Below are 19,019 nucleotides of genomic sequence, written 5' to 3'. Positions count from 1 at the left end.
CTATGTCGATCATTGCGTTATTTGTGCTAACCACGTATAACAAACTGATAACCTATAAAAACAACATAATACGTTCTGAATACAAGGATTGCTGTCGAAGGAATGCAGACTTTATCATCCGACAAACCTAAGGTGTTGGTGCTGTATGCCCACCCAGAGTCACAGACGTCAGTGGCCAATCAAATGATGATCAAGAAGATTGAATCGCTTGATCACGTCACTGTGCACGATCTTTATGCACACTACCCCGATTTTTTCATTGATGTCCCAGCAGAGCAGCAGCTACTCAACGAGCATGATGTGATTGTCTTTCATCACCCCCTCTATATGTACTCTTGTCCAGCGTTGCTTAAAGAGTGGTTAGATCGTGTTCTCGGTAAGGGGTTTGCGTACGGAAAGGGAGAAGCGCTTAAAGGAAAGTACTGGCGTAGTGTGATTACCACTGGTGGAAAAGAGGAAGCGTATGGCAAGAGTGGCTACAACCGTTATCCACTCGATGAAATTCTTCAGCCGTTTGAGTTAACTGCAGCACTGTGTCAGATGGAGTGGATAGAACCATTGGTGCTCTATTGGGCGCGTAACGTCAGTGAAATGGAGCGCTATCAACATGCAGAGACCTACCGTCAATGGCTGAATAATCCATTGCTAATCTATACTGAACAAGTAGTAGGAGGTGGCAATGGCGCTTGAAAGTGATTTTCTCCAGAGTAGTGTGATCTTTCTGACGGCTGCAGTTATTGCAGTGCCGCTTGCTCAGCGACTGGGTCTTGGTTCTGTACTGGGCTATTTACTTGCGGGTGTTGCGATTGGTCCTTGGGGACTCGGCTTGATCCGTGATGTAGAAGCGATTCTCCATTTTGCTGAATTTGGCGTTGTGCTATTGCTGTTCCTGATTGGCTTGGAACTAAATCCAAAGAAGCTGCTGCAGATGAAAGGGCCAATATTGGGATTGGGGGGCGCTCAGGTTGTAGTGACAACTCTTATTCTCGCTAGTGTTGCTTATATTGCCGGTACAACATGGCAGACCAGCTTAGTAATAGGTATGGGCCTAGCACTCTCTTCTACGGCGATTGCCCTACGTGTGATTGAAGAGCAAGGGTTAGCAGGCGGTGAAACTGGCCAATCTGGTTTTGCTGTCCTCCTGTTCCAAGATATTGCAGTGATTCCCATGTTGGCGATTCTTCCTATATTGGCGGGCAATACAGCGGGGGACTGGCTTGACGCACTATGGATGCTTGGTGGTGTTGGAGGCTTGTTGGTTGGTGGCCATTTCCTATTGAGACCGCTGTTTCGTTACGTGGTGTTAAGTGGCGTAAGAGAACTATTTACCGTCGCGGCTCTGCTGTTGGTTATCGGTATTGCTCTACTAATGAAACACCTTGGCTTGTCTATGGCACTTGGCACCTTCTTGGCGGGAGTGTTACTGGCAGAGAGTGAGTATCGTCATGAGCTCGAAATTGCCATAGAGCCGTTTAAAGGTTTGTTGCTCGGCTTATTCTTTATTGCTGTCGGTATGGCTGTTGATTTGGGCTTACTCGCATTAGAGCCCTTTGCAGTAATAGCGGCCGTTGTTGGTCTAGTTATTGTAAAAGGGTTAATCCTCTATCTACTAGCGCGCTTAGCAGGTAGCAGTGCCAAAGTACGTAGTAAAATGGCGGCGATACTAAGTCAGGGCGGTGAATTTGCTTTTGTTATCTTTACTGCGGCAAGCAGTGAAGGCCTGATAAATCACAATCAGACCGCTTTTCTATTGGTGGTGGTCAGCTTGTCTATGGTCACGACCCCTCTATTATTAATGGCGCAGAACAAATGGTATGCCCGTGGTCTGAACGCAGATTCGGTTGAGGCGCTTAAAAGTGATGTGGTCAACAAACAACCACGAGTCATCATTGCCGGATTTGGTCGCTTTGGGCAGATCATTGGCCGTTTGATGTACGCCAACAAAATAAAAGTCACAGTGTTAGAAAGTGACGCGAGTCAGATTAAGCTGTTGCGTAAGTACGGTTACAAGGTGTTTTACGGTGATGCGACTCAACTAGACTTGCTACGAGCTGCAGGTGCGGATAAAGCAGAGGCGATGGTGATCTGTACTGACTCTCCTGATGAGATCATGAAGATTATCGAGCTGTGCCAAACACATTTCCCTGCTCTAAAACTGCTCGCTCGTGCCCGCAGTAGAGTCGAGGCTTATCAGTTACTAAGTCATGGCGTAGATAACTACTCGCGCGAAACCTTTTTGGGTGCTCTAGATCTTGGCCGTCAAACCTTGATCAATTTAGGCATGCACCCGTATCAAGCAAAGCGAGCTGAGGCGCATTTCAGAAAGCTTGATAATGCTATGCTCAAGGAGTTGCTCCCTCAGCACAATGATGACAAACAATTGGCCCAAAGAGCCAAAGAAGCCCGTAAAGAACTGGAAGAGATATTTGGCCGAGAGCTCGAGAGCGATCAGCAAGCTAAAAACTTCTGGGATTAATTTAGGTCAGTGGACCCCAATAACTGAGTTGTAAGATGAAAAAAAGATTTATCGCAGGCGCCAGTTGCCCCAAGTGTTCTGCACAAGACACTTTGCGCTGGTGGATAGAGAACAATATTGAGTTAGTAGAGTGTGTTGAGTGCGGTCACCAAGACCAGCGTCAACCTCAGTCCGTTGAGAAAACGGAGCATGGCGGTCAGGAAATGATCGGCATTTTTAAGCCTGATTGATTGAGTTTCTACAAATCATCCCCATAATACCTCGATAGAAAGTTTATAGACCTTAGTTTGGGCTAAGGTCCTTTATTCTCCTTGGAGTAAATATGAAAATTGAAAAGAACGTAGTTGTAAGCCTTGCTTACCAAGTGAAATTGGAAGACGGTGTTGTTGTTGATCAGTCTACTGCAGATGCGCCACTAGATTATCTACACGGCAACAACAACCTAATCACTGGTCTTGAAACAGCACTAGAAGCTAAAGAAGCAGGCGCTAAGTTCTCTGTAACTGTTTCTCCAGAAGAAGCATACGGTGAGCACAACGACGCACTTGTACAGCGTGTTCCTGCAGATGTATTCCAAGGTGTTGAGCAAATCGAAGTAGGTATGCGTTTCCTAGCGGATACTGACCAGGGTCCAATCCCTGTAGAAGTAACAGAAGTAGATGGCGACGAAGTCGTTGTTGATGGTAACCACATGCTTGCTGGTCAAACACTAACTTTCGACGTAGAAGTTGTTGCTGTACGTGAAGCTACTGCTGAAGAGATCGAGCACGGTCACGTTCACCAAGCTGGTGGCTGTGGTCACGACCACGATCATGAAGGCGGTTGCTGTGGTGGCGAAGGCCATGACCACGGTGAAGAGAAAAAAGACGGCTGCTGCGGTGGCGGTAGCTGCGGTTCTCACTAATCTGTTAGCTTATAGCTAGATTGTAAAAGGCGTTTCCCGCTGTACGGGAAACGCCTTTTTTGTTACCAATAAGGTCGTTAGAGATACGGAGACCAACCAATGAGCCAACCATTCTCAATCGCCATTCATGGCGGAGCCGGAACCATATTACGTGATCAAATGAGCGAAGAGTTAAAGGCTTCCATCCTAGCCGATCTTGAAGCTTCGGTTCGCGCTGGGCATAGCATTTTAGCTCAATCAGGGGATGCGCTGGATGCGGTCGTTGCAGCGGTCAAAGTATTGGAAGACTCGCCTAACTTTAATGCTGGTAAAGGTTCGGTATTGACCAACAAGGAAATGGTTGAAATGGATGCATCTGTTATGCATGGCAAAGACAAAAATGCTGGTGCCGTAGCAGGTGTTCGTCATATTAAGAACCCAATTGATCTCGCACGCGACGTGATGAATAAAAGTGATCATGTGTTAATGATTGGCGAAGGAGCTGAAGAGTTTGCCTTCGAGCACGGCTATCAATTTACTGAGCAAGATTACTTCTTTACTAACCGCCGTTATGAGCAGTTACTCTCGATGAAAGAGAAAGGTCTGTTTGCATTATCGGAGTCTAGATACCCTGATGATAACAAATATGGCACGGTTGGAGCGGTGGCGCTCGATCAACATGGTAACCTTGCTGCCGCGACCAGTACTGGCGGTGTCACGAATAAGAAATATGGTAGGGTTGGTGACTCTTCGATCATCGGGGCAGGGACATTTGCAGAGAATGGCAATGTTGCTGTCTCAACCACAGGAATGGGTGAGTTCTTTATTCGCCAAACGGTGGCAGCCGATGTAGCAGCGAGGATGCGTTACTTAAAAGAAGAGCTGTACACCGCATGCGATACCGTTATTCAAGGTGAGCTAAAAGAGATGGGCGGAGAAGGCGGTCTGATTGCCGTTGATGCTCAAGGGCAACTTCATTTTTCGATGAACAGCACGGGGATGTATCGAGCAGGCATCGACACAAATGGAGATTTTAGCGTGAAAATCTACGCAGATGAGTAGTTTGCTCGAGATTCATTCTGCTAAGACTACAGTTAAGTGGCTGATATAGTTCGCTGTTGTTTAAAACCCCCTCTGATTTAAACGGTATTACACTTAGATGATTAAAAAATGACTGCAAGAAATGTGATTCGGTGCTAGAATCCATTTTTAACTAGCAACAGATACTGGAAAGATGGGAAATAACGTAGTCGTTCTGGGCACCCAATGGGGTGACGAAGGTAAAGGTAAAATTGTTGACCTTTTAACTGAAGATGCAAAGTATGTGGTTCGCTACCAAGGCGGTCACAACGCAGGTCACACTCTTGTAATTGACGGTGAAAAAACCGTTCTTCATTTAATTCCATCAGGCATCCTACGCGATAACGTAAAATGTGTTATCGGTAACGGCGTTGTATTATCGCCTGAAGCACTTCTTAAAGAAATGAAGCCTCTTGAAGAGCGTGGCATCCCGGTTCGTGAGCGTCTTTTCGTTTCTGAAGCTTGTCCTCTAATTCTTCCTTACCACATCGCTATCGACAACGCGCGTGAAATCGCTCGTGGCGCGAAAGCTATTGGTACAACCGGTCGTGGTATCGGTCCTGCTTATGAAGACAAAGTTGCCCGTCGTGGTCTACGCGTTGGCGATCTTTTCGATAAAGAGATGTTCGCTGAGAAACTAAAAGAAGTGATGGAATTCCATAACTTCCAGCTAGAGCACTTCTACAAAGCTGAAACAGTAAGCTACGATGAAGTTCTTGAGCAATGCATGGGTTACGCTGATCTACTAACTTCTATGGTTATGGACGTAACTGACGAACTAGACGCAGCACGCAAGCGCGGCGACAAGATTATGTTCGAAGGTGCTCAAGGTACGCTACTCGATATCGACCATGGTACTTACCCATACGTAACTTCTTCTAACACGACTGCTGGTGGTGTTGCTGCAGGTTCTGGTTTCGGCCCTCGCCACATCGGTTACATTCTTGGTATTACTAAGGCTTACTGTACTCGTGTTGGTTCTGGTCCGTTCCCAACTGAGCTATACGATGGTCAAGACAAGCAAGACCCTATCGGTAAGCACTTAGGTACTGTTGGCCACGAGTTTGGTGCAACAACAGGTCGCCTACGTCGTACAGGTTGGTTCGATGCCGTGGCAATGCGCCGTGCAATCCAAATCAACTCTCTAACAGGTATCTGCCTGACTAAACTAGACGTCCTTGATGGTCTAGATGAGATCAAAATCTGTACTGGCTACAAGATGAAAGACGGTTCTATCTTAGAAGTGTCTCCAATGGCGGCAGAGTCATTTGAAGAAGCGACACCAATCTACGAAACAATGCCTGGTTGGTCTGAGACTACATTTGGTGCTAAATCACTAGACGCGCTTCCAAAAGCCGCTCTTGACTACATCAAGCGTATCGAAGAGCTAACGGGTGTGCCAGTAGATATCATCTCTACAGGTCCAGACCGCAACGAAACAATTATTAAAGCTCACCCATACGAAGCTTAATCTCTGATTGTTAAAGTGTTTTAAAAAACCGGCGTTTATCGCCGGTTTTTTTATAACCAATTTTCCTTGCGATTCTCATAACTTACGGCAACAATTTGCCATAGAGCGGCAATTTTGATTAAAGAGTTAGCGCTGATTGCCGATACTAGTATCAAGCTTGCCGCGTTTGCGGCAAATCTGGTGTTGACGAAAAGTTGATACCTATGGTCGAAGTTAAGAGTGCAGAAAATGAAGCTAAGAAAATTAGCTGCTTCGATGGTGTTGGCGTTAAGTGTCTCATGGGTTCAGGCAAACGAGTTGTCTGAAATCGGTGAGCCGATACCTATATATACCGAAGCCGAATTAATTAAACTCATCAACAGCAACCAACATTTAGAGCGTGTAAAAGCCGATAACTGTCAACTTGTTGAAGATATTGTGGCGCGTGCGACTCGAATCAGCTTACCTGCGTATGAATTTCTATACGGAGATATGCTGGCATGGGGCGTGTGTGTCAATCAGGATGTAGAGCTGGGTCTTTACTATATGGAAAATGCTGCCCACCAAGGTTTGCCGGCTGCTCTTGAGCAGATTGGTCGCTATTACTCGCGTGGCACCTTGGTTCAGCAAGATAAAGAGCGTGCGATTCCTTATCTTCGTGAAGCGGCGGCTATGGGCAATATAAATGCTCGTATTCACCTAGCAGAACTGCTGCTGCGCGATTACGGTAGCCCGCTCGATTATGAAGATGCCTACCGCTGGTTGTATAACTCGGTCACCGCTGACCAGCGTGTACACAAACGCATTAGTGTTCTACGGCAAGGCCTAGAGAGGCGAATGCCACAAAATATTATCGCCAGAGCGAAAAAGCGCGATACCTTCTGGTAACTTGTTAACGTTTAAAACCAACTGGCTTCCTGCACTCGGTCGGTTGCGATAGAAACTAAAATGCCCAGCACTTGCTGGGCATTGTTATTACGAGCCTTTTTACTGAACCACTTCACCTGATTCAATTACTGTCTCACGAACGACTTTAGTGAATTCGAGTGCTTCTTTACGAATGGCCTCTTCATCAACAGTGAGTATTTCGCGATCTTGCATCAGTACTTTGCCGTCAACAATAGAGTGACGTACATTGCCTGAGTTTGCTGAGTAGACTAGCGCTGAATACGGATTATAGACTGGCACCATGTTTGGCGCTTTCGTGTCGATTACGATGATATCTGCCAGTTTTCCGATTTCAAGAGAACCGATTTTGTTTTCCATATGCAGCGCTTTGGCAGCCCCCATGGTCGCCATATCTACCACTTTGATTGGCGGCATTGCCGCGCGATCCTTGTTAACAAGTTTATGTACTTTAGCCACTTGGTTGAATTCATCAATCGTACTCAAAGTGTTGCCTGACATCGGCCCATCTGTACCTAAACCAATACGCACTTCTTCATCGTACATCTTAAGGGCAGGAGAAACGCCTTTTGCAGATTTAATGTTGGCACTCATGTTGTGTGCGACACCCATATCTGCTTCTTTTACCAGCTTGATATCTTCATCATCGACCAAGATCATATGGGCACCGACGAGATTCTTGTTCAGTGCACCAATGCTATGCATATACTGAACTGGTGACATTCCGTCAGCACGCTGAGCGATCTTCTTTTCTTCGCGGTGTGATTCCGCTAAGTGAATCATCACAGGCACATCGTGTTCAAGCGACAGCTTAGCCACTTTTTGCAGTGTTTCAGTGGTGTTTGTATATGGCGCGTGTGGTGCAAAAGCTGGCGTGATTCGCGGGTGGTCTTTGTATTCTTCGATAAAGTTAAGTGCGTACTGAATACCTTCACCTGCATTGGCAGCGTCAGCAACCGGGAATTTAATCACTGTTTCGCCCAAAATTGCTCGCATACCAATTTTATCGACGGTCTTTGCTACTTCATCTTCAAAATAGTACATGTCTGCATAAGTGGTTACACCGCCTTTGACCATCTCGACATTGCCAAGATTGGCACCTATACGCACCATATCACGTGAAACAAGCTTGGCTTCTAGTGGGAAAATATAGCGGTGGAGGCGATCAGGGACATCGTCTGCAAGAGAGCGAAATACCGTCATTGAAACGTGAGTATGGGTATTGATAAGGCCAGGCATCACAATATCGCCATCCACATCCAGTACTTTCTCCGCTTGATATTGTTTCGCCAGTGATTGATCGCCAACTGCGATGATTTGATTGCCTTTTACGACTACCGTTCCTTTTTCATACACGGTTTTGTCTTGGTTCATAGTTAGAACCATGGCATCGGTGATCATTAAATCCGCTTTCTCGGTAGCGGACGCCTGAAGCGAGAATAGACCAAGGCTAGCGATAGCCGAAGCGATTAAGGTACGTTTGATACTCATGACAACACCTGTAGTAAAAGGAACGGTAAAATTTTCCTAAATCATACCCCCTTCTTTACTGGGTGCAATCGATTGCTCGTTAAGTTGCAATGAAGTGTGATCTTTATCGTACGATGTTGTGAGTTGTGAAGAGTTGAGATAAGTGATGAAAAACAGGAGGAAAAACTGCGAAATTAAAGCGACTTACCTGTAGCTTAACTCGCTAGTCAGATATACTAGTTTTAATTCCCTTCCTTTGTTAATTAGGCGTGCCTATGTCAGACAATATCCATAATGACCCATTTGCAGCTCGTGAATCGGAAAATTATGACAATCCGATCCCAAGCCGTGAGTTTATCCTTGAGTTCCTCAGCCAAGCTGGCGTTCCGATGAACCGCAATGATCTCTTTGAAGCATTAAAGTTGAAAGGAGAAGATCATTACGAAGGCTTGCGTCGTCGACTGCGCGCGATGGAGCGTGATGGCCAGTTGGTCTTTACTCGCCGTCAATGCTACGCCCTGCCAGAGAAACTAGAAATGATCAAAGGCTATGTGATCGGTCATAAAGACGGTCATGGTTGGGTACGCCCTGAAGGAAGTGTCGGTAAAGACAATGATATCGTTCTTCCTCACCATCAGATGAAAAATATCATTCACGGTGACTATGTCTTAGTACAGCCAACTGATAACTCGAAGCGAGGCCGTAAGGAAGGGCGCTTGGTTCGTGTGCTTGAAGAACGCACGACGCAAATCGTAGGCCGCTTCTTTCTGGAGTATGGTTACTCATATGTGGTGCCAGACGATTCGCGCATCAGCCAAGATATCTTAATCCCGAATGAACTCCGTGCAGGGGCGCGTATGGGTAATGTTGTGGTGATTGAAATTACTGACCGTGGCTCTCGTTCTCGTGGCATGATGGGCAAAGTGATTGAAGTCTTGGGTGAAAATATGGCACCAGGAATGGAGACTCAAATTGCCATCCGCACTCACCAAATTCCTCATGAGTGGCCTGAAGCCGTCGATAAGCAAATCGAAGGGCTTGGGGAAGAAGTACCGGAAGAAGCAAAAGTAGGCAGGGTAGACCTGCGCGAACTGCCACTAGTGACTATCGATGGTGAAGATGCCCGCGACTTTGACGATGCTGTTTTCTGTGAGAAGAAAAAGAGCGGTGGTTGGCGATTATGGGTTGCGATTGCGGATGTGAGCTACTACGTTCGCCCTGATACCGCACTCGATAAAGAAGCGATCAACCGTGGTAACTCTGTTTACTTCCCATCGCAAGTGGTTCCAATGCTTCCGGAAGTATTATCTAACGGCTTATGTTCTCTTAACCCGCAAGTCGACCGCCTATGTATGGTGTGTGAGATGACCATCTCTGAGACGGGTAAGTTATCTGGCTACAAGCACTATGAAGCGGTGATGAACTCTCATGCTCGCCTGACCTATAATAAGGTACACCATATCCTTGAAGGGGATGAAGAGCTGCACCAAAGATACGAACCGTTAGTTCCTCACCTAGAAGAGCTGCATAAGATGTATAAAGTGCTTAAGCATGCTCGTGACAATCGTGGTGCGATTGAATTTGAAACGGTGGAAACCAAGTTCATCTTCAATGCGGAGCGCAAGATTGACAGTATTGAACCCGTGATTCGCAACGATGCGCATAAGATTATTGAAGAGTGTATGATCTTAGCCAATATCGCTTCTGCTTCTTTGGTCGAAAAAGCAAAAGAACCGGCACTCTACCGAATTCACGAATCTCCGGGTGAACTTCGTTTGCAGGGTTTCCGTGACTTCTTAGGTGAGCTTGGTCTGCATTTAAATGGTGGTTTAGAACCATCACCAACCGATTACGCTGATTTGGTTAAGCAAATTGGCGAGCGTCAAGACAAAGAGCTGATTCAAACTATGTTGTTACGTTCGATGAAGCAAGCAGTCTACAACGCAGATAACTGTGGCCACTTCGGTTTGGCATTGAAGCGTTATGCGCACTTTACCTCGCCAATTCGTCGTTACCCAGACCTGTTACTTCACCGCGCAATTAAGTACCTGATTGCGAAAGAGAATGGCACGCTAAAAGATCGCTGGACGCCAACAGGTGGTTACCATTACTCATTTGACGATATGGACTTCTACGGTGAGCAATGTTCGATGACTGAGCGCCGTGCAGATGATGCGACGCGTGAGGTGTCTGATTGGCTTAAATGTGAATACATGCAAGATCATGTTGGGGAAGAGCTGGATGGTGTGATTGCTAATGTCACTGGTTTTGGCTTCTTTGTTCGCCTGAGTGATTTACATATCGATGGTCTAGTTCATATTTCGGCTCTCGCCAATGACTACTACCAATTTGATCCGATTGGTCAAAGACTTATCGGCGAAAGTTTTGGTGCTATCTACCGACTTGGCGATGCCGTGAAAGTTAAGGTACTTTCGGTCAACCTCGATGATCGTCAAATTGACTTTGAATTAGTCGAAACAAGTCGTAAGCTACGCGGCGAAGGAAAGACGGCTAAGAAGCGCGTTGCAGAGGCGAAGAGAAAAGCCAAAGAGAAAAAACGCGCAGCGACTAAGGGTGATAGAGCAGCTAAAGCAACGGCTGAAGTTGAACCAACTAAGCGCCCAGAACCTAAAGAGGCAGCTAAGAAGCCTAAGGTCACTAAAGCTCGCAAGAAAAAGGCTGGTAATAAGCCTAAGAAAACCAAGCGCAGTAAAAAAGCAGCGCAGTGATTTAAACGAACAGGTTTTTAAATGAGTAACGAATTTATTTATGGTATCCACGCAGTCAAAGCTGTATTAGAGCGTGAACCTGAGCGCTTTATTGAAGCGTTCGTGCTAAAAGGTCGCCAAGATGACCGTCTAATGCCGATTTTGAATGACCTGCAAGTGTGTGGTGTTTCAATTCAGCAAATGACACGCAAAACGCTAGATGACAAAGCACGTGGTGCAAACCACCAAGGTATTATGGCTCGCGTGAAGCCTGCCAAACAGCTTAACGAAAACGACTTAGACGACATTCTGGCTAAGCATGAATCACCACTCTTGCTAGTACTTGATGGTGTCACCGATCCGCACAACTTGGGTGCTTGTCTACGTAACGCTGATGCGGCGGGTGTTGCTGCCGTGATTGTTCCAAAAGATAAGTCAGCCAATATTACCGCAACAGTCAGTAAAGTGGCCTGTGGCGCAGCCGAAACAGTGCCTTTGGTGCGTGTGACTAATCTCGCGCGTACTATGCGAGCTTTACAAGAGCAGGGCGTTTGGTTTGTTGGTACTGCAGGTGAAGCAACACACGATATCTATCAAGCTAAACTAACTGGCGCTTTGGCTATCGTCATGGGGGCAGAAGGTGACGGTATGCGTCGCCTCACTCGCGAAACGTGTGACGACTTAATCAAGATCCCTATGGCGGGTAGTGTTTCAAGTCTGAACGTGTCTGTAGCGTCGGGCGTATGTCTGTTTGAAGCGGTGCGTCAACGCTTGGCTTAAATAGCTGGAATATATAAAGTGAGAGCGGGCTGATGATTCAGCCCGCTCTTTTTACTCATTGACGTCGCTAAATTGAATCGATGACTTTAGTTTTGTCATTCCTTAGACCGAAGAATGAGGGAGTAGGGAATCTATCAAATACCATTTACAGCTCCCCAGCTCTCCGTAGGACGAAGTCCGTTCCTGCATCTCGCTTCCAAATTCCTCTTCTCCGTTTATTTTTCAAACAGCACTTGCAAGTGAAACTGTGATCTGTATAATGCGTCGCACTGGTTAAGCCAGTTGTGAACCAATGAGCGAAGAGGAGCTAATAAATCATCGATTTATTAGGTAATGTAAACTCAGCTTATGTTCGCGGTTAATACAATTAGCTACTTATTCTTCGGAATAACTATCCCCAGACGTGATTCTGGTATATAGGGGTAGTTAATCGAAAATTAACTGACAATACTTCCTAATCTTGGAAGTTACGGTTTCACATAAATCAATCGGCATTCTCTCGTCTTTACGAGTATGAGTGGCGATATTGTTTGTGTAATTTTTAATATTGGAGCTCTGTCTCATGCAGAACCAACGTATCCGTATCCGCCTAAAAGCTTTCGATTACAAACTAATCGATGCTTCTACAGCGGAAATCGTTGAAACAGCTAAGCGCACTGGCGCACAGGTTCGTGGTCCAATCCCACTACCTACTCGTAAAGAGCGTTTCACAGTTCTTATCTCTCCACACGTTAACAAGAAAGCTCGTGACCAGTACGAAATCCGTACTCACAAGCGTCTAATCGACATCGTTGAGCCAACAGACAAAACTGTTGATGCTCTAATGCGTCTAGACCTTGCTGCGGGCGTTGACGTTCAAATTAGCCTAGGTTAAGGGAGATTAGAAGAATGATTGGTCTAATCGGTCGTAAAGTGGGCATGACCCGCGTATTTACTGAAGAAGGCGTTTCTATCCCAGTAACTGTTGTTGAGGTTGAAGCTAACCGTGTTTCTCAAGTTAAAACACTTGATACAGACGGCTACGCAGCAATCCAGGTTACTACTGGTGCTAAGAAAGCTAACCGCGTAACTAAGCCAGAAGCTGGTCACTTTGCTAAAGCAGGTGTAGAAGCTGGTCGTGGTCTTTGGGAATTCCGTTTGGAAAACGGTGAAGAGTTTGCAGTTGGCGCTGAGCTAACAGTTGAACTATTCAACGAAACAAAGAAAGTAGACGTTACTGGTACATCTAAGGGTAAAGGCTTCCAAGGCGCTGTTAAGCGTTGGAACTTCCGCACTCAAGATATGACTCACGGTAACTCATTGTCTCACCGTGCTCCTGGTTCTATTGGCCAATGTCAAACTCCAGGTCGCGTATTTAAAGGCAAGAAAATGGCAGGTCACATGGGTGCTGAGCGTGTAACGACTCAAAACCTAGAGATCGTACGTGTTGACGCTGAGCGCAATCTGCTTCTTATTAAAGGTGCAGTCCCAGGCGCAACTGGCGGTAACGTGATCGTTAAACCAGCTGTTAAAGCATAACGTCTCAGGAGTAAGTAATGGAACTAATGGTTAAAGGTGCTGATGCACTAACTGTTTCCGAAACTACTTTCGGACGTGAGTTTAACGAAGCTCTTGTACACCAAGTAGTTGTTGCATTTGCAGCAGGTGCTCGTCAAGGTACTCGTGCTCAGAAAACACGTTCAGAAGTTTCTGGCGGTGGCGCTAAGCCATGGCGTCAAAAAGGTACTGGCCGTGCACGTGCTGGTACAATCCGTAGCCCAATCTGGCGTACAGGTGGTGTTACTTTTGCTGCGAAACCACAAGATCACAGCCAAAAAGTAAACAAAAAAATGTACCGTGGTGCTATGAAGAGCATTCTTTCTGAGCTTGTTCGTCAAGAGCGTTTAATCGTTGTTGATAACTTCTCAGTAGAAGCACCAAAGACTAAAGAACTAGTTGCTAAGCTTAAAGAGCTTGAGCTAACTGACGCTTTAATCGTGACTAGCGAAGTAGATGAGAACCTATTCTTAGCTGCTCGTAACCTATACAAAGTTGACGCACGTGACGTTGCTGGTCTTGATCCAGTATCTCTAATTGCGTTTGACAAAGTTGTAATTACTGCTGATGCAGTTAAACAAGTAGAGGAGATGCTAGCATGATCACTGAAGAGCGTATCCTAAAAGTTCTACGTGCACCGCACATCTCTGAAAAAGCAACTATGGCAGCTGAGAAAGCGAACACTATCGTTTTCAAAGTAGCGAAAGATGCAACTAAAAAAGAGATCAAAGCAGCTGTAGAAAAGCTATTTGAAGTTGAAGTTAAGTCTGTAAATACTCTTATCACTAAGGGTAAGACCAAACGTCAAGGTCTACGCCAAGGTCGCCGCAGCGACGTTAAGAAAGCGTACGTTACTTTGAAAGAAGGTCAAGATCTTGACTTCGTTGGCGGCGCGGAATAACAGGAGTAGTTAAGAATGGCTATTGTTAAATGTAAGCCGACTTCCCCTGGTCGTCGTCACGTTGTTAAAGTTGTTAACGCTGACCTACACAAGGGCAAGCCATACGCACCTCTTCTAGAGAAAAACTCTAAGAACGGTGGTCGTAACAACAACGGTCGTATCACAGTACGTCACATCGGCGGTGGTCACAAGCACCACTACCGTGTAATTGACTTCAAACGTACTAAAGACGGTATCCCAGCGAAAGTTGAGCGTCTTGAATATGATCCAAACCGTAGCGCTAACATCGCTCTAGTTCTGTACGCAGACGGTGAGCGTCGTTACATCCTAGCACCTAAAGGTGTTAACGCAGGTGATGCTATCCAGTCAGGTGTTGATGCACCAATCAAAGCTGGTAACACTCTACCAATGCGTAACATCCCAGTAGGTTCAACTGTACACAATGTTGAACTAAAACCTGGTAAAGGTGGTCAGCTAGCTCGTTCGGCTGGTGCATATGCTCAAATCGTTGCTCGCGACGGTGCATACGTAACTATCCGTCTACGTTCTGGCGAAATGCGCAAAGTACTTTCTGAAGGCCGTGCAACAATCGGTGAAGTTGGTAACTCTGAGCACATGCTACGTGAACTTGGTAAAGCTGGTGCTAACCGCTGGCGCGGTGTTCGTCCAACCGTTCGCGGTGTGGTAATGAACCCAGTAGACCACCCACACGGTGGTGGTGAAGGTCGTACTTCTGGTGGCCGTCACCCAGTTTCACCATGGGGTCAGCCAACTAAAGGCTTCAAGACTCGTAAGAACAAACGCACTGACAAGTACATCGTACGTCGTCGTAACAAGTAATCTATATAAAGAGGAATCGCCATGCCACGTTCTCTCAAGAAAGGTCCATTTATTGACCTACACTTGCTGAAGAAGGTAGAGAAAGCGGTGGAAAGCGGAGACAAAAAGCCTATTAAGACTTGGTCCCGTCGTTCAATGATCATCCCTACGATGATCGGTTTGACCATCGCTGTCCATAATGGTCGTCAGCACGTACCAGTATTTGTAACTGAAGAAATGATCGGTCACAAACTGGGCGAATTCGCACCAACACGTACTTACCGCGGCCATGTCGTGGATAAGAAAGCTAAGAAGCGTTAAGGAGTAGATGATGGAAGCATTAGCTAAACATAACTTTGCTCGCATTTCGCCTCAGAAAGCTCGCTTAGTTGCGGATCAAATTCGTGGTAAATCTGTAGACCAGGCTCTAGAAATTCTAACGTTCAGCAACAAAAAAGCTGCTGATCTGATCAAGAAAGTTCTTGAGTCAGCTATCGCTAACGCGGAGCACAATGAAGGCGCAGATATTGACGATCTAAATGTCGCAAAAATCTTCGTAGATGAAGGCCCTATCATGAAGCGTATTATGCCTCGTGCTAAAGGTCGTGCGGATCGTATCTTGAAGCGTTCAAGCCACATCACTGTTGTTGTAGCAGACGCTTGAGACTAGGAGAGTAAGCAATGGGTCAAAAAGTACATCCTAATGGTATTCGTCTAGGCATCGTTAAGCCTTGGAATGCTACATGGTTTGCTAACACCAAAGATTTCGCTGACAACCTAGACGGCGACTTCAAGGTACGTCAGTTCCTTACAAGTGAACTGAAAAAAGCATCTCTTTCACGCATCGTTATCGAGCGTCCTGCTAAGAGCATCCGTGTGACTATTCACACTGCTCGTCCAGGCGTAGTTATCGGTAAGAAAGGTGAAGACGTAGAAAAACTACGCACAGCTGTAGCTAAAATTGCAGGTGTACCAGCGCAAATTAACATCGCTGAAGTACGTAAGCCTGAACTTGATGCACAGCTTGTAGGTGATAGCATCGCGTCTCAGCTAGAGCGTCGTGTTATGTTCCGTCGTGCTATGAAGCGCGCGGTACAAAACGCTATGCGTCTAGGCGCTAAAGGTATCAAAGTAGAAGTAAGCGGTCGTCTAGGCGGCGCTGAAATTGCACGTTCTGAGTGGTACCGTGAAGGCCGTGTGCCTCTACACACTCTACGTGCTGACATTGATTACGCAACTTCTTCGGCTCACACTCAATACGGTGTGATCGGCATTAAGACTTGGATCTTCAAAGGTGAGATTCTTGGCGGTATGCCTGCAGCTAACGCTGTAGAGCCTAAAGGCGACAAGCCTAAGAAGCAGCGTAAAGGCCGTAAGTAAGGAGTCGACAGATGCTACAACCTAAACGTACTAAGTTCCGTAAGGTTCAGACAGGTCGTAACCGTGGTCTAGCTAAAGGTACTGATGTAAGCTTCGGCGAATTCGGTCTTAAAGCTACTGGCCGTGGCCGTCTAACTGCTCGTCAAATCGAAGCGGCACGTCGTGCAATGACACGTCACGTTAAGCGTCAAGGTAAAATCTGGATCCGTGTGTTCCCAGACAAACCTATCACAGAAAAACCACTAGAAGTTCGTCAAGGTAAGGGTAAAGGTAACGTTGAGTACTGGGTAGCCCAAATCCAACCTGGTAAGGTTATGTACGAAATGGGTGGTGTACCTGAAGAATTGGCTCGTGAAGCGTTCCGTCTAGCGGCGCGTAAACTGCCATTCAAAACTACATTTGTAACTAAGCAGGTGATGTGATGAAAGCACAAGATCTACGCGAAAAAAGCGTTGAAGAGCTTAACGCTGAGCTTTTGAATTTGCTACGTGAACAGTTCAACTTGCGCATGCAAGCTGCAACTGGTCAACTACAGCAAACTCATACTCTGAAAGCTGTACGTCGTGATATCGCACGTGTGAAAACCGTATTGACTGAGAAGGCAGGCGCATAATGAGCGACAAAATTCGTACTTCATTTGGTCGTGTAGTTAGCAACAAGGCTGACAAGTCTATCACTGTTGCTATCGAGCGCATGGTTAAACACCCAATTTACGGCAAGTTCGTAAAGCGCACGACTAAAGTACACGCACATGACGAGAACAACGAGTGTGGCCTAGGCGATACTGTTGAAATTCGTGAGTGTCGTCCACTGTCTAAGACTAAGTCTTGGACTTTGGTAAAAGTTGTAGAAAAAGCGAAAGGTTAATCCCTAGCTAGTTCTATGATATTAAACGGCTCCAAAATTATTTTGGGGCCGTTTATTTTTTGACTACCCAATCACAAAAAAGGGTGGTACAATTCGCGTCCCTTTTAAAGAGGCAGCCCGACCCGTGATGGGTCTAGTTATTAATATTTAGCGGAGCACTAACAATGATCCAAATGCAAAGTACACTTGACGCAGCTGATAACTCAGGCGCGCGCAAGGTAATGTGTATTAAGGTCCTGGGTGGCTCACACCGCCGTTATGCACATATCGGTGACGTCATCAAAGTTACTGTTAAGGAAGCAATTCCTCGCGGTAAAGTTAAGAAAGGTGATGTTCTGAAGGCGGTTGTCGTGCGCACTCGCAAAGGCGTTCGTCGTCCAGACGGTTCTGTCATTCGCTTCGACCGTAATGCTTGTGTATTGCTTAATGACAATACTGAGCAACCAATCGGTACACGTATCTTTGGCCCTGTGACGCGTGAACTTCGTGGCGATAAGTTCATGAAGATCGTTTCACTGGCTCCAGAAGTTCTGTAAGGAGCACGTAGAAATGGCAGCTAAAATCCGTCGTAATGACGAAGTAATCGTTCTTGCTGGTAAAGACAAAGGCAAGAAAGGTAAAGTAACTAAGGTTCTAGCAACCGGTAAAGTTATCGTTGAAGGTATCAACCTTGTTAAGAAGCACCAAAAGCCGGTTCCGGCTCTAGGTCAACAAGGTGGCATCGTTGAACAAGAAGCAGCTATTGATGCTTCTAACGTTGCAATCTTTAACGCAGCTACTGGTAAAGCTGACCGTATCGGTTTCCGTTTTGAAGATGGTAAGAAAGTACGTTTCTTTAAATCTAACAACGAAATCGTTTCTAACTAATAGAAGTAATTTGGAGTTCTACTATGGCGAAACTGCATGATTACTACAAGTCGTCTGTAGTCGCTGAACTGACCAAACAGTTTAGCTACACAAGCGTCATGCAAGTCCCTAGAATCGAGAAAATCACCCTTAACATGGGTGTTGGTGAAGCAATCAACGATAAGAAACTGCTAGAAAACGCAGCTGCTGATATGGCAACGATTTCTGGTCAAAAGCCACTTATCACTAAAGCGCGTAAATCTGTTGCAGGTTTCAAAATCCGCGAAGGCTACCCTATCGGTTGTAAAGTAACCTTGCGTGGCGAACGTATGTGGGATTTTCTTGAGCGTTTAATTAACATCGCTCTTCCACGAGTACGTGACTTCCGTGGCGTTAGCGCTAAGTCTTTTGACGGACGCGGTAACTACAGCATGGGCGTTCGCGAGCAAATCATCTTCCCGGAAATCGACTTTGATAAAGTTGATAAAGTACGCGGTCTAGACATCACTATTACGACGTCTGCTGGTACTGATGAGGAAGGCCGTGCTCTGCTGGCTGCCTTTAACTTCCCATTCCGTAAGTAAGGTGAAGGGTTACTGTTATGGCTAAAAATTCAATGAAAGCACGTGAAGCAAAACGTGCGAAGCTAGTAGCTAAGTTCGCTGAGAAGCGTTCTGCGCTTAAAGCTATCATTAGCGATGTAAACGCATCAGAAGAAGATCGTTGGAATGCGGTTCTTAAACTGCAATCTCTTCCACGTGATTCAAGTGCATCACGTCAGCGCAACCGTTGCAACCAAACTGGTCGTCCACACGGTTACCTACGTAAGTTCGGTCTAAGCCGTATTAAGGTTCGTGAAGCTTGCATGAAAGGCGAGATTCCGGGTCTTCGTAAGGCTAGCTGGTAATTGCCACTTA

The 19,019-nt window shown here is 46.1% G+C and carries 25 protein-coding genes; 24 read left to right on the top strand and 1 reads right to left on the bottom strand.

The genetic code is table 11. The features are described from left to right. The first annotated feature begins 102 nt into the window (after positions 1 to 102). The 7 genes from kefG (at position 103) to motX (ending at position 6,777) form a co-directional block, all read left to right on the top strand. Complete coding sequence (gene kefG / locus APB76_RS09410) at positions 103 to 690, top strand: glutathione-regulated potassium-efflux system ancillary protein KefG (RefSeq protein WP_049844264.1); 588 nt, start codon at positions 103 to 105, stop codon at positions 688 to 690. Continuing rightward, positions 680 to 2,476, top strand: a complete 1,797-nt coding sequence (gene kefB, locus APB76_RS09405) for a glutathione-regulated potassium-efflux system protein KefB (protein WP_049844265.1) — start codon at positions 680 to 682, stop codon at positions 2,474 to 2,476. Before kefG ends, kefB begins: the two co-directional genes overlap by 11 nt. A 35-nt stretch (positions 2,477 to 2,511) precedes the next feature. Continuing rightward, entirely contained in the window at positions 2,512 to 2,706 is a 195-nt protein-coding gene (locus tag APB76_RS09400; RefSeq protein WP_004745859.1) for a YheV family putative zinc ribbon protein, read from the top strand. 92 nt (positions 2,707 to 2,798) lie between these two features. After that, complete coding sequence (slyD, locus tag APB76_RS09395) at positions 2,799 to 3,380, top strand: peptidylprolyl isomerase (RefSeq protein WP_049844266.1); 582 nt, start codon at positions 2,799 to 2,801, stop codon at positions 3,378 to 3,380. 99 nt (positions 3,381 to 3,479) lie between these two features. Next, on the top strand, positions 3,480 to 4,421 hold the full coding sequence (locus APB76_RS09390; RefSeq protein WP_054962915.1) for an isoaspartyl peptidase/L-asparaginase family protein: 942 nt from the start codon (positions 3,480 to 3,482) through the stop codon (positions 4,419 to 4,421). A gap of 172 nt (positions 4,422 to 4,593) precedes the next feature. Beyond that, positions 4,594 to 5,910 carry an adenylosuccinate synthase gene (locus APB76_RS09385; protein ID WP_054962916.1) on the top strand — a complete coding sequence of 439 codons (1,317 nt, stop codon included), beginning with the start codon at positions 4,594 to 4,596 and terminating at the stop codon, positions 5,908 to 5,910. A 228-nt stretch (positions 5,911 to 6,138) separates the two neighbouring features. Then, positions 6,139 to 6,777: a flagellar protein MotX gene (gene motX / locus APB76_RS09380; RefSeq protein WP_049844269.1), complete on the top strand. Its 639-nt coding sequence runs from the start codon at positions 6,139 to 6,141 to the stop codon at positions 6,775 to 6,777. Between the two features lie 99 nt (positions 6,778 to 6,876). On the opposite strand, the gene APB76_RS09375 is transcribed toward motX, so the two are convergent. Next, positions 6,877 to 8,286, bottom strand: a complete 1,410-nt coding sequence (locus APB76_RS09375) for an amidohydrolase (protein ID WP_054962917.1) — start codon at positions 8,284 to 8,286, stop codon at positions 6,877 to 6,879. Between the two features lie 254 nt (positions 8,287 to 8,540). Between APB76_RS09375 and rnr the strand changes: the two genes are divergently transcribed. From rnr to rpsN, 17 genes are all read left to right on the top strand, one after another. Further along, positions 8,541 to 10,994, top strand: coding sequence for a ribonuclease R (rnr, locus tag APB76_RS09370; protein WP_054962918.1), 2,454 nt, complete (start codon positions 8,541 to 8,543; stop codon positions 10,992 to 10,994). Positions 10,995 to 11,015: 21 nt separating this feature from the next. Continuing rightward, a complete protein-coding gene (rlmB, locus tag APB76_RS09365) occupies positions 11,016 to 11,753 on the top strand; it encodes a 23S rRNA (guanosine(2251)-2'-O)-methyltransferase RlmB (RefSeq protein WP_054962919.1) in 738 nt (245 codons plus the stop codon). 562 nt (positions 11,754 to 12,315) lie between these two features. Beyond that, positions 12,316 to 12,627: a 30S ribosomal protein S10 gene (rpsJ, locus tag APB76_RS09360; protein ID WP_004410492.1), complete on the top strand. Its 312-nt coding sequence runs from the start codon at positions 12,316 to 12,318 to the stop codon at positions 12,625 to 12,627. A 14-nt stretch (positions 12,628 to 12,641) separates the two neighbouring features. Then, entirely contained in the window at positions 12,642 to 13,271 is a 630-nt protein-coding gene (gene rplC / locus APB76_RS09355) for a 50S ribosomal protein L3 (RefSeq protein ID WP_049844273.1), read from the top strand. A gap of 17 nt (positions 13,272 to 13,288) precedes the next feature. Continuing rightward, on the top strand, positions 13,289 to 13,891 hold the full coding sequence (gene rplD, locus APB76_RS09350; RefSeq protein WP_054962920.1) for a 50S ribosomal protein L4: 603 nt from the start codon (positions 13,289 to 13,291) through the stop codon (positions 13,889 to 13,891). Then, complete coding sequence (gene rplW / locus APB76_RS09345) at positions 13,888 to 14,190, top strand: 50S ribosomal protein L23 (protein WP_004398471.1); 303 nt, start codon at positions 13,888 to 13,890, stop codon at positions 14,188 to 14,190. Before rplD ends, rplW begins: the two co-directional genes overlap by 4 nt. Positions 14,191 to 14,205: 15 nt before the next feature. Further along, positions 14,206 to 15,030 carry a 50S ribosomal protein L2 gene (gene rplB, locus APB76_RS09340; RefSeq protein WP_004410474.1) on the top strand — a complete coding sequence of 275 codons (825 nt, stop codon included), beginning with the start codon at positions 14,206 to 14,208 and terminating at the stop codon, positions 15,028 to 15,030. A gap of 21 nt (positions 15,031 to 15,051) precedes the next feature. After that, positions 15,052 to 15,330, top strand: coding sequence for a 30S ribosomal protein S19 (rpsS, locus tag APB76_RS09335; protein ID WP_004745876.1), 279 nt, complete (start codon positions 15,052 to 15,054; stop codon positions 15,328 to 15,330). A 10-nt stretch (positions 15,331 to 15,340) separates the two neighbouring features. Then, positions 15,341 to 15,673, top strand: coding sequence for a 50S ribosomal protein L22 (gene rplV, locus APB76_RS09330; protein ID WP_038175171.1), 333 nt, complete (start codon positions 15,341 to 15,343; stop codon positions 15,671 to 15,673). A gap of 17 nt (positions 15,674 to 15,690) precedes the next feature. Beyond that, on the top strand, positions 15,691 to 16,389 hold the full coding sequence (gene rpsC / locus APB76_RS09325; RefSeq protein WP_004410461.1) for a 30S ribosomal protein S3: 699 nt from the start codon (positions 15,691 to 15,693) through the stop codon (positions 16,387 to 16,389). Between the two features lie 11 nt (positions 16,390 to 16,400). Beyond that, positions 16,401 to 16,811, top strand: a complete 411-nt coding sequence (gene rplP, locus APB76_RS09320; protein WP_004410459.1) for a 50S ribosomal protein L16 — start codon at positions 16,401 to 16,403, stop codon at positions 16,809 to 16,811. Next, on the top strand, positions 16,811 to 17,002 hold the full coding sequence (rpmC, locus tag APB76_RS09315; RefSeq protein ID WP_004410456.1) for a 50S ribosomal protein L29: 192 nt from the start codon (positions 16,811 to 16,813) through the stop codon (positions 17,000 to 17,002). The genes rplP and rpmC overlap by 1 nt, the downstream gene beginning before the upstream one ends. Further along, positions 17,002 to 17,256, top strand: coding sequence for a 30S ribosomal protein S17 (gene rpsQ, locus APB76_RS09310; RefSeq protein ID WP_006963213.1), 255 nt, complete (start codon positions 17,002 to 17,004; stop codon positions 17,254 to 17,256). Before rpmC ends, rpsQ begins: the two co-directional genes overlap by 1 nt. Positions 17,257 to 17,420: 164 nt before the next feature. After that, the gene (gene rplN, locus APB76_RS09305) at positions 17,421 to 17,792 is read left to right on the top strand and encodes a 50S ribosomal protein L14 (protein WP_004745883.1); all 372 of its coding nucleotides are present in this window, start codon (positions 17,421 to 17,423) and stop codon (positions 17,790 to 17,792) included. A 13-nt stretch (positions 17,793 to 17,805) separates the two neighbouring features. Further along, on the top strand, positions 17,806 to 18,123 hold the full coding sequence (gene rplX, locus APB76_RS09300) for a 50S ribosomal protein L24 (RefSeq protein WP_004745885.1): 318 nt from the start codon (positions 17,806 to 17,808) through the stop codon (positions 18,121 to 18,123). A gap of 23 nt (positions 18,124 to 18,146) precedes the next feature. Continuing rightward, a complete protein-coding gene (gene rplE / locus APB76_RS09295; RefSeq protein WP_004410443.1) occupies positions 18,147 to 18,686 on the top strand; it encodes a 50S ribosomal protein L5 in 540 nt (179 codons plus the stop codon). Positions 18,687 to 18,703: 17 nt separating this feature from the next. Continuing rightward, positions 18,704 to 19,009, top strand: a complete 306-nt coding sequence (gene rpsN, locus APB76_RS09290; RefSeq protein WP_004745888.1) for a 30S ribosomal protein S14 — start codon at positions 18,704 to 18,706, stop codon at positions 19,007 to 19,009. Positions 19,010 to 19,019 lie beyond the last annotated feature (10 nt).

The sequence above is a fragment of the Vibrio bivalvicida genome (assembly GCF_001399455.2).
Taxonomy (GTDB): domain Bacteria; phylum Pseudomonadota; class Gammaproteobacteria; order Enterobacterales; family Vibrionaceae; genus Vibrio; species Vibrio bivalvicida.
This window is presented reverse-complemented; position numbering and strand designations above follow the sequence as displayed.

Bases quoted from the DNA above. Each gene is read 5' to 3' on its own strand.
- kefG (WP_049844264.1), top strand. From the start codon at position 103: ATGCAGACTTTATCATCCGACAAACCTAAGGTGTTGGTGCTGTATGCC.
- kefB (WP_049844265.1), top strand. From the start codon at position 680: ATGGCGCTTGAAAGTGATTTTCTCCAGAGTAGTGTGATCTTTCTGACG.
- APB76_RS09400 (WP_004745859.1), top strand. From the start codon at position 2,512: ATGAAAAAAAGATTTATCGCAGGCGCCAGTTGCCCCAAGTGTTCTGCA.
- slyD (WP_049844266.1), top strand. From the start codon at position 2,799: ATGAAAATTGAAAAGAACGTAGTTGTAAGCCTTGCTTACCAAGTGAAA.
- APB76_RS09390 (WP_054962915.1), top strand. From the start codon at position 3,480: ATGAGCCAACCATTCTCAATCGCCATTCATGGCGGAGCCGGAACCATA.
- APB76_RS09385 (WP_054962916.1), top strand. From the start codon at position 4,594: ATGGGAAATAACGTAGTCGTTCTGGGCACCCAATGGGGTGACGAAGGT.
- motX (WP_049844269.1), top strand. From the start codon at position 6,139: ATGAAGCTAAGAAAATTAGCTGCTTCGATGGTGTTGGCGTTAAGTGTC.
- APB76_RS09375 (WP_054962917.1), bottom strand. From the start codon at position 8,286: ATGAGTATCAAACGTACCTTAATCGCTTCGGCTATCGCTAGCCTTGGT.
- rnr (WP_054962918.1), top strand. From the start codon at position 8,541: ATGTCAGACAATATCCATAATGACCCATTTGCAGCTCGTGAATCGGAA.
- rlmB (WP_054962919.1), top strand. From the start codon at position 11,016: ATGAGTAACGAATTTATTTATGGTATCCACGCAGTCAAAGCTGTATTA.
- rpsJ (WP_004410492.1), top strand. From the start codon at position 12,316: ATGCAGAACCAACGTATCCGTATCCGCCTAAAAGCTTTCGATTACAAA.
- rplC (WP_049844273.1), top strand. From the start codon at position 12,642: ATGATTGGTCTAATCGGTCGTAAAGTGGGCATGACCCGCGTATTTACT.
- rplD (WP_054962920.1), top strand. From the start codon at position 13,289: ATGGAACTAATGGTTAAAGGTGCTGATGCACTAACTGTTTCCGAAACT.
- rplW (WP_004398471.1), top strand. From the start codon at position 13,888: ATGATCACTGAAGAGCGTATCCTAAAAGTTCTACGTGCACCGCACATC.
- rplB (WP_004410474.1), top strand. From the start codon at position 14,206: ATGGCTATTGTTAAATGTAAGCCGACTTCCCCTGGTCGTCGTCACGTT.
- rpsS (WP_004745876.1), top strand. From the start codon at position 15,052: ATGCCACGTTCTCTCAAGAAAGGTCCATTTATTGACCTACACTTGCTG.
- rplV (WP_038175171.1), top strand. From the start codon at position 15,341: ATGGAAGCATTAGCTAAACATAACTTTGCTCGCATTTCGCCTCAGAAA.
- rpsC (WP_004410461.1), top strand. From the start codon at position 15,691: ATGGGTCAAAAAGTACATCCTAATGGTATTCGTCTAGGCATCGTTAAG.
- rplP (WP_004410459.1), top strand. From the start codon at position 16,401: ATGCTACAACCTAAACGTACTAAGTTCCGTAAGGTTCAGACAGGTCGT.
- rpmC (WP_004410456.1), top strand. From the start codon at position 16,811: ATGAAAGCACAAGATCTACGCGAAAAAAGCGTTGAAGAGCTTAACGCT.
- rpsQ (WP_006963213.1), top strand. From the start codon at position 17,002: ATGAGCGACAAAATTCGTACTTCATTTGGTCGTGTAGTTAGCAACAAG.
- rplN (WP_004745883.1), top strand. From the start codon at position 17,421: ATGATCCAAATGCAAAGTACACTTGACGCAGCTGATAACTCAGGCGCG.
- rplX (WP_004745885.1), top strand. From the start codon at position 17,806: ATGGCAGCTAAAATCCGTCGTAATGACGAAGTAATCGTTCTTGCTGGT.
- rplE (WP_004410443.1), top strand. From the start codon at position 18,147: ATGGCGAAACTGCATGATTACTACAAGTCGTCTGTAGTCGCTGAACTG.
- rpsN (WP_004745888.1), top strand. From the start codon at position 18,704: ATGGCTAAAAATTCAATGAAAGCACGTGAAGCAAAACGTGCGAAGCTA.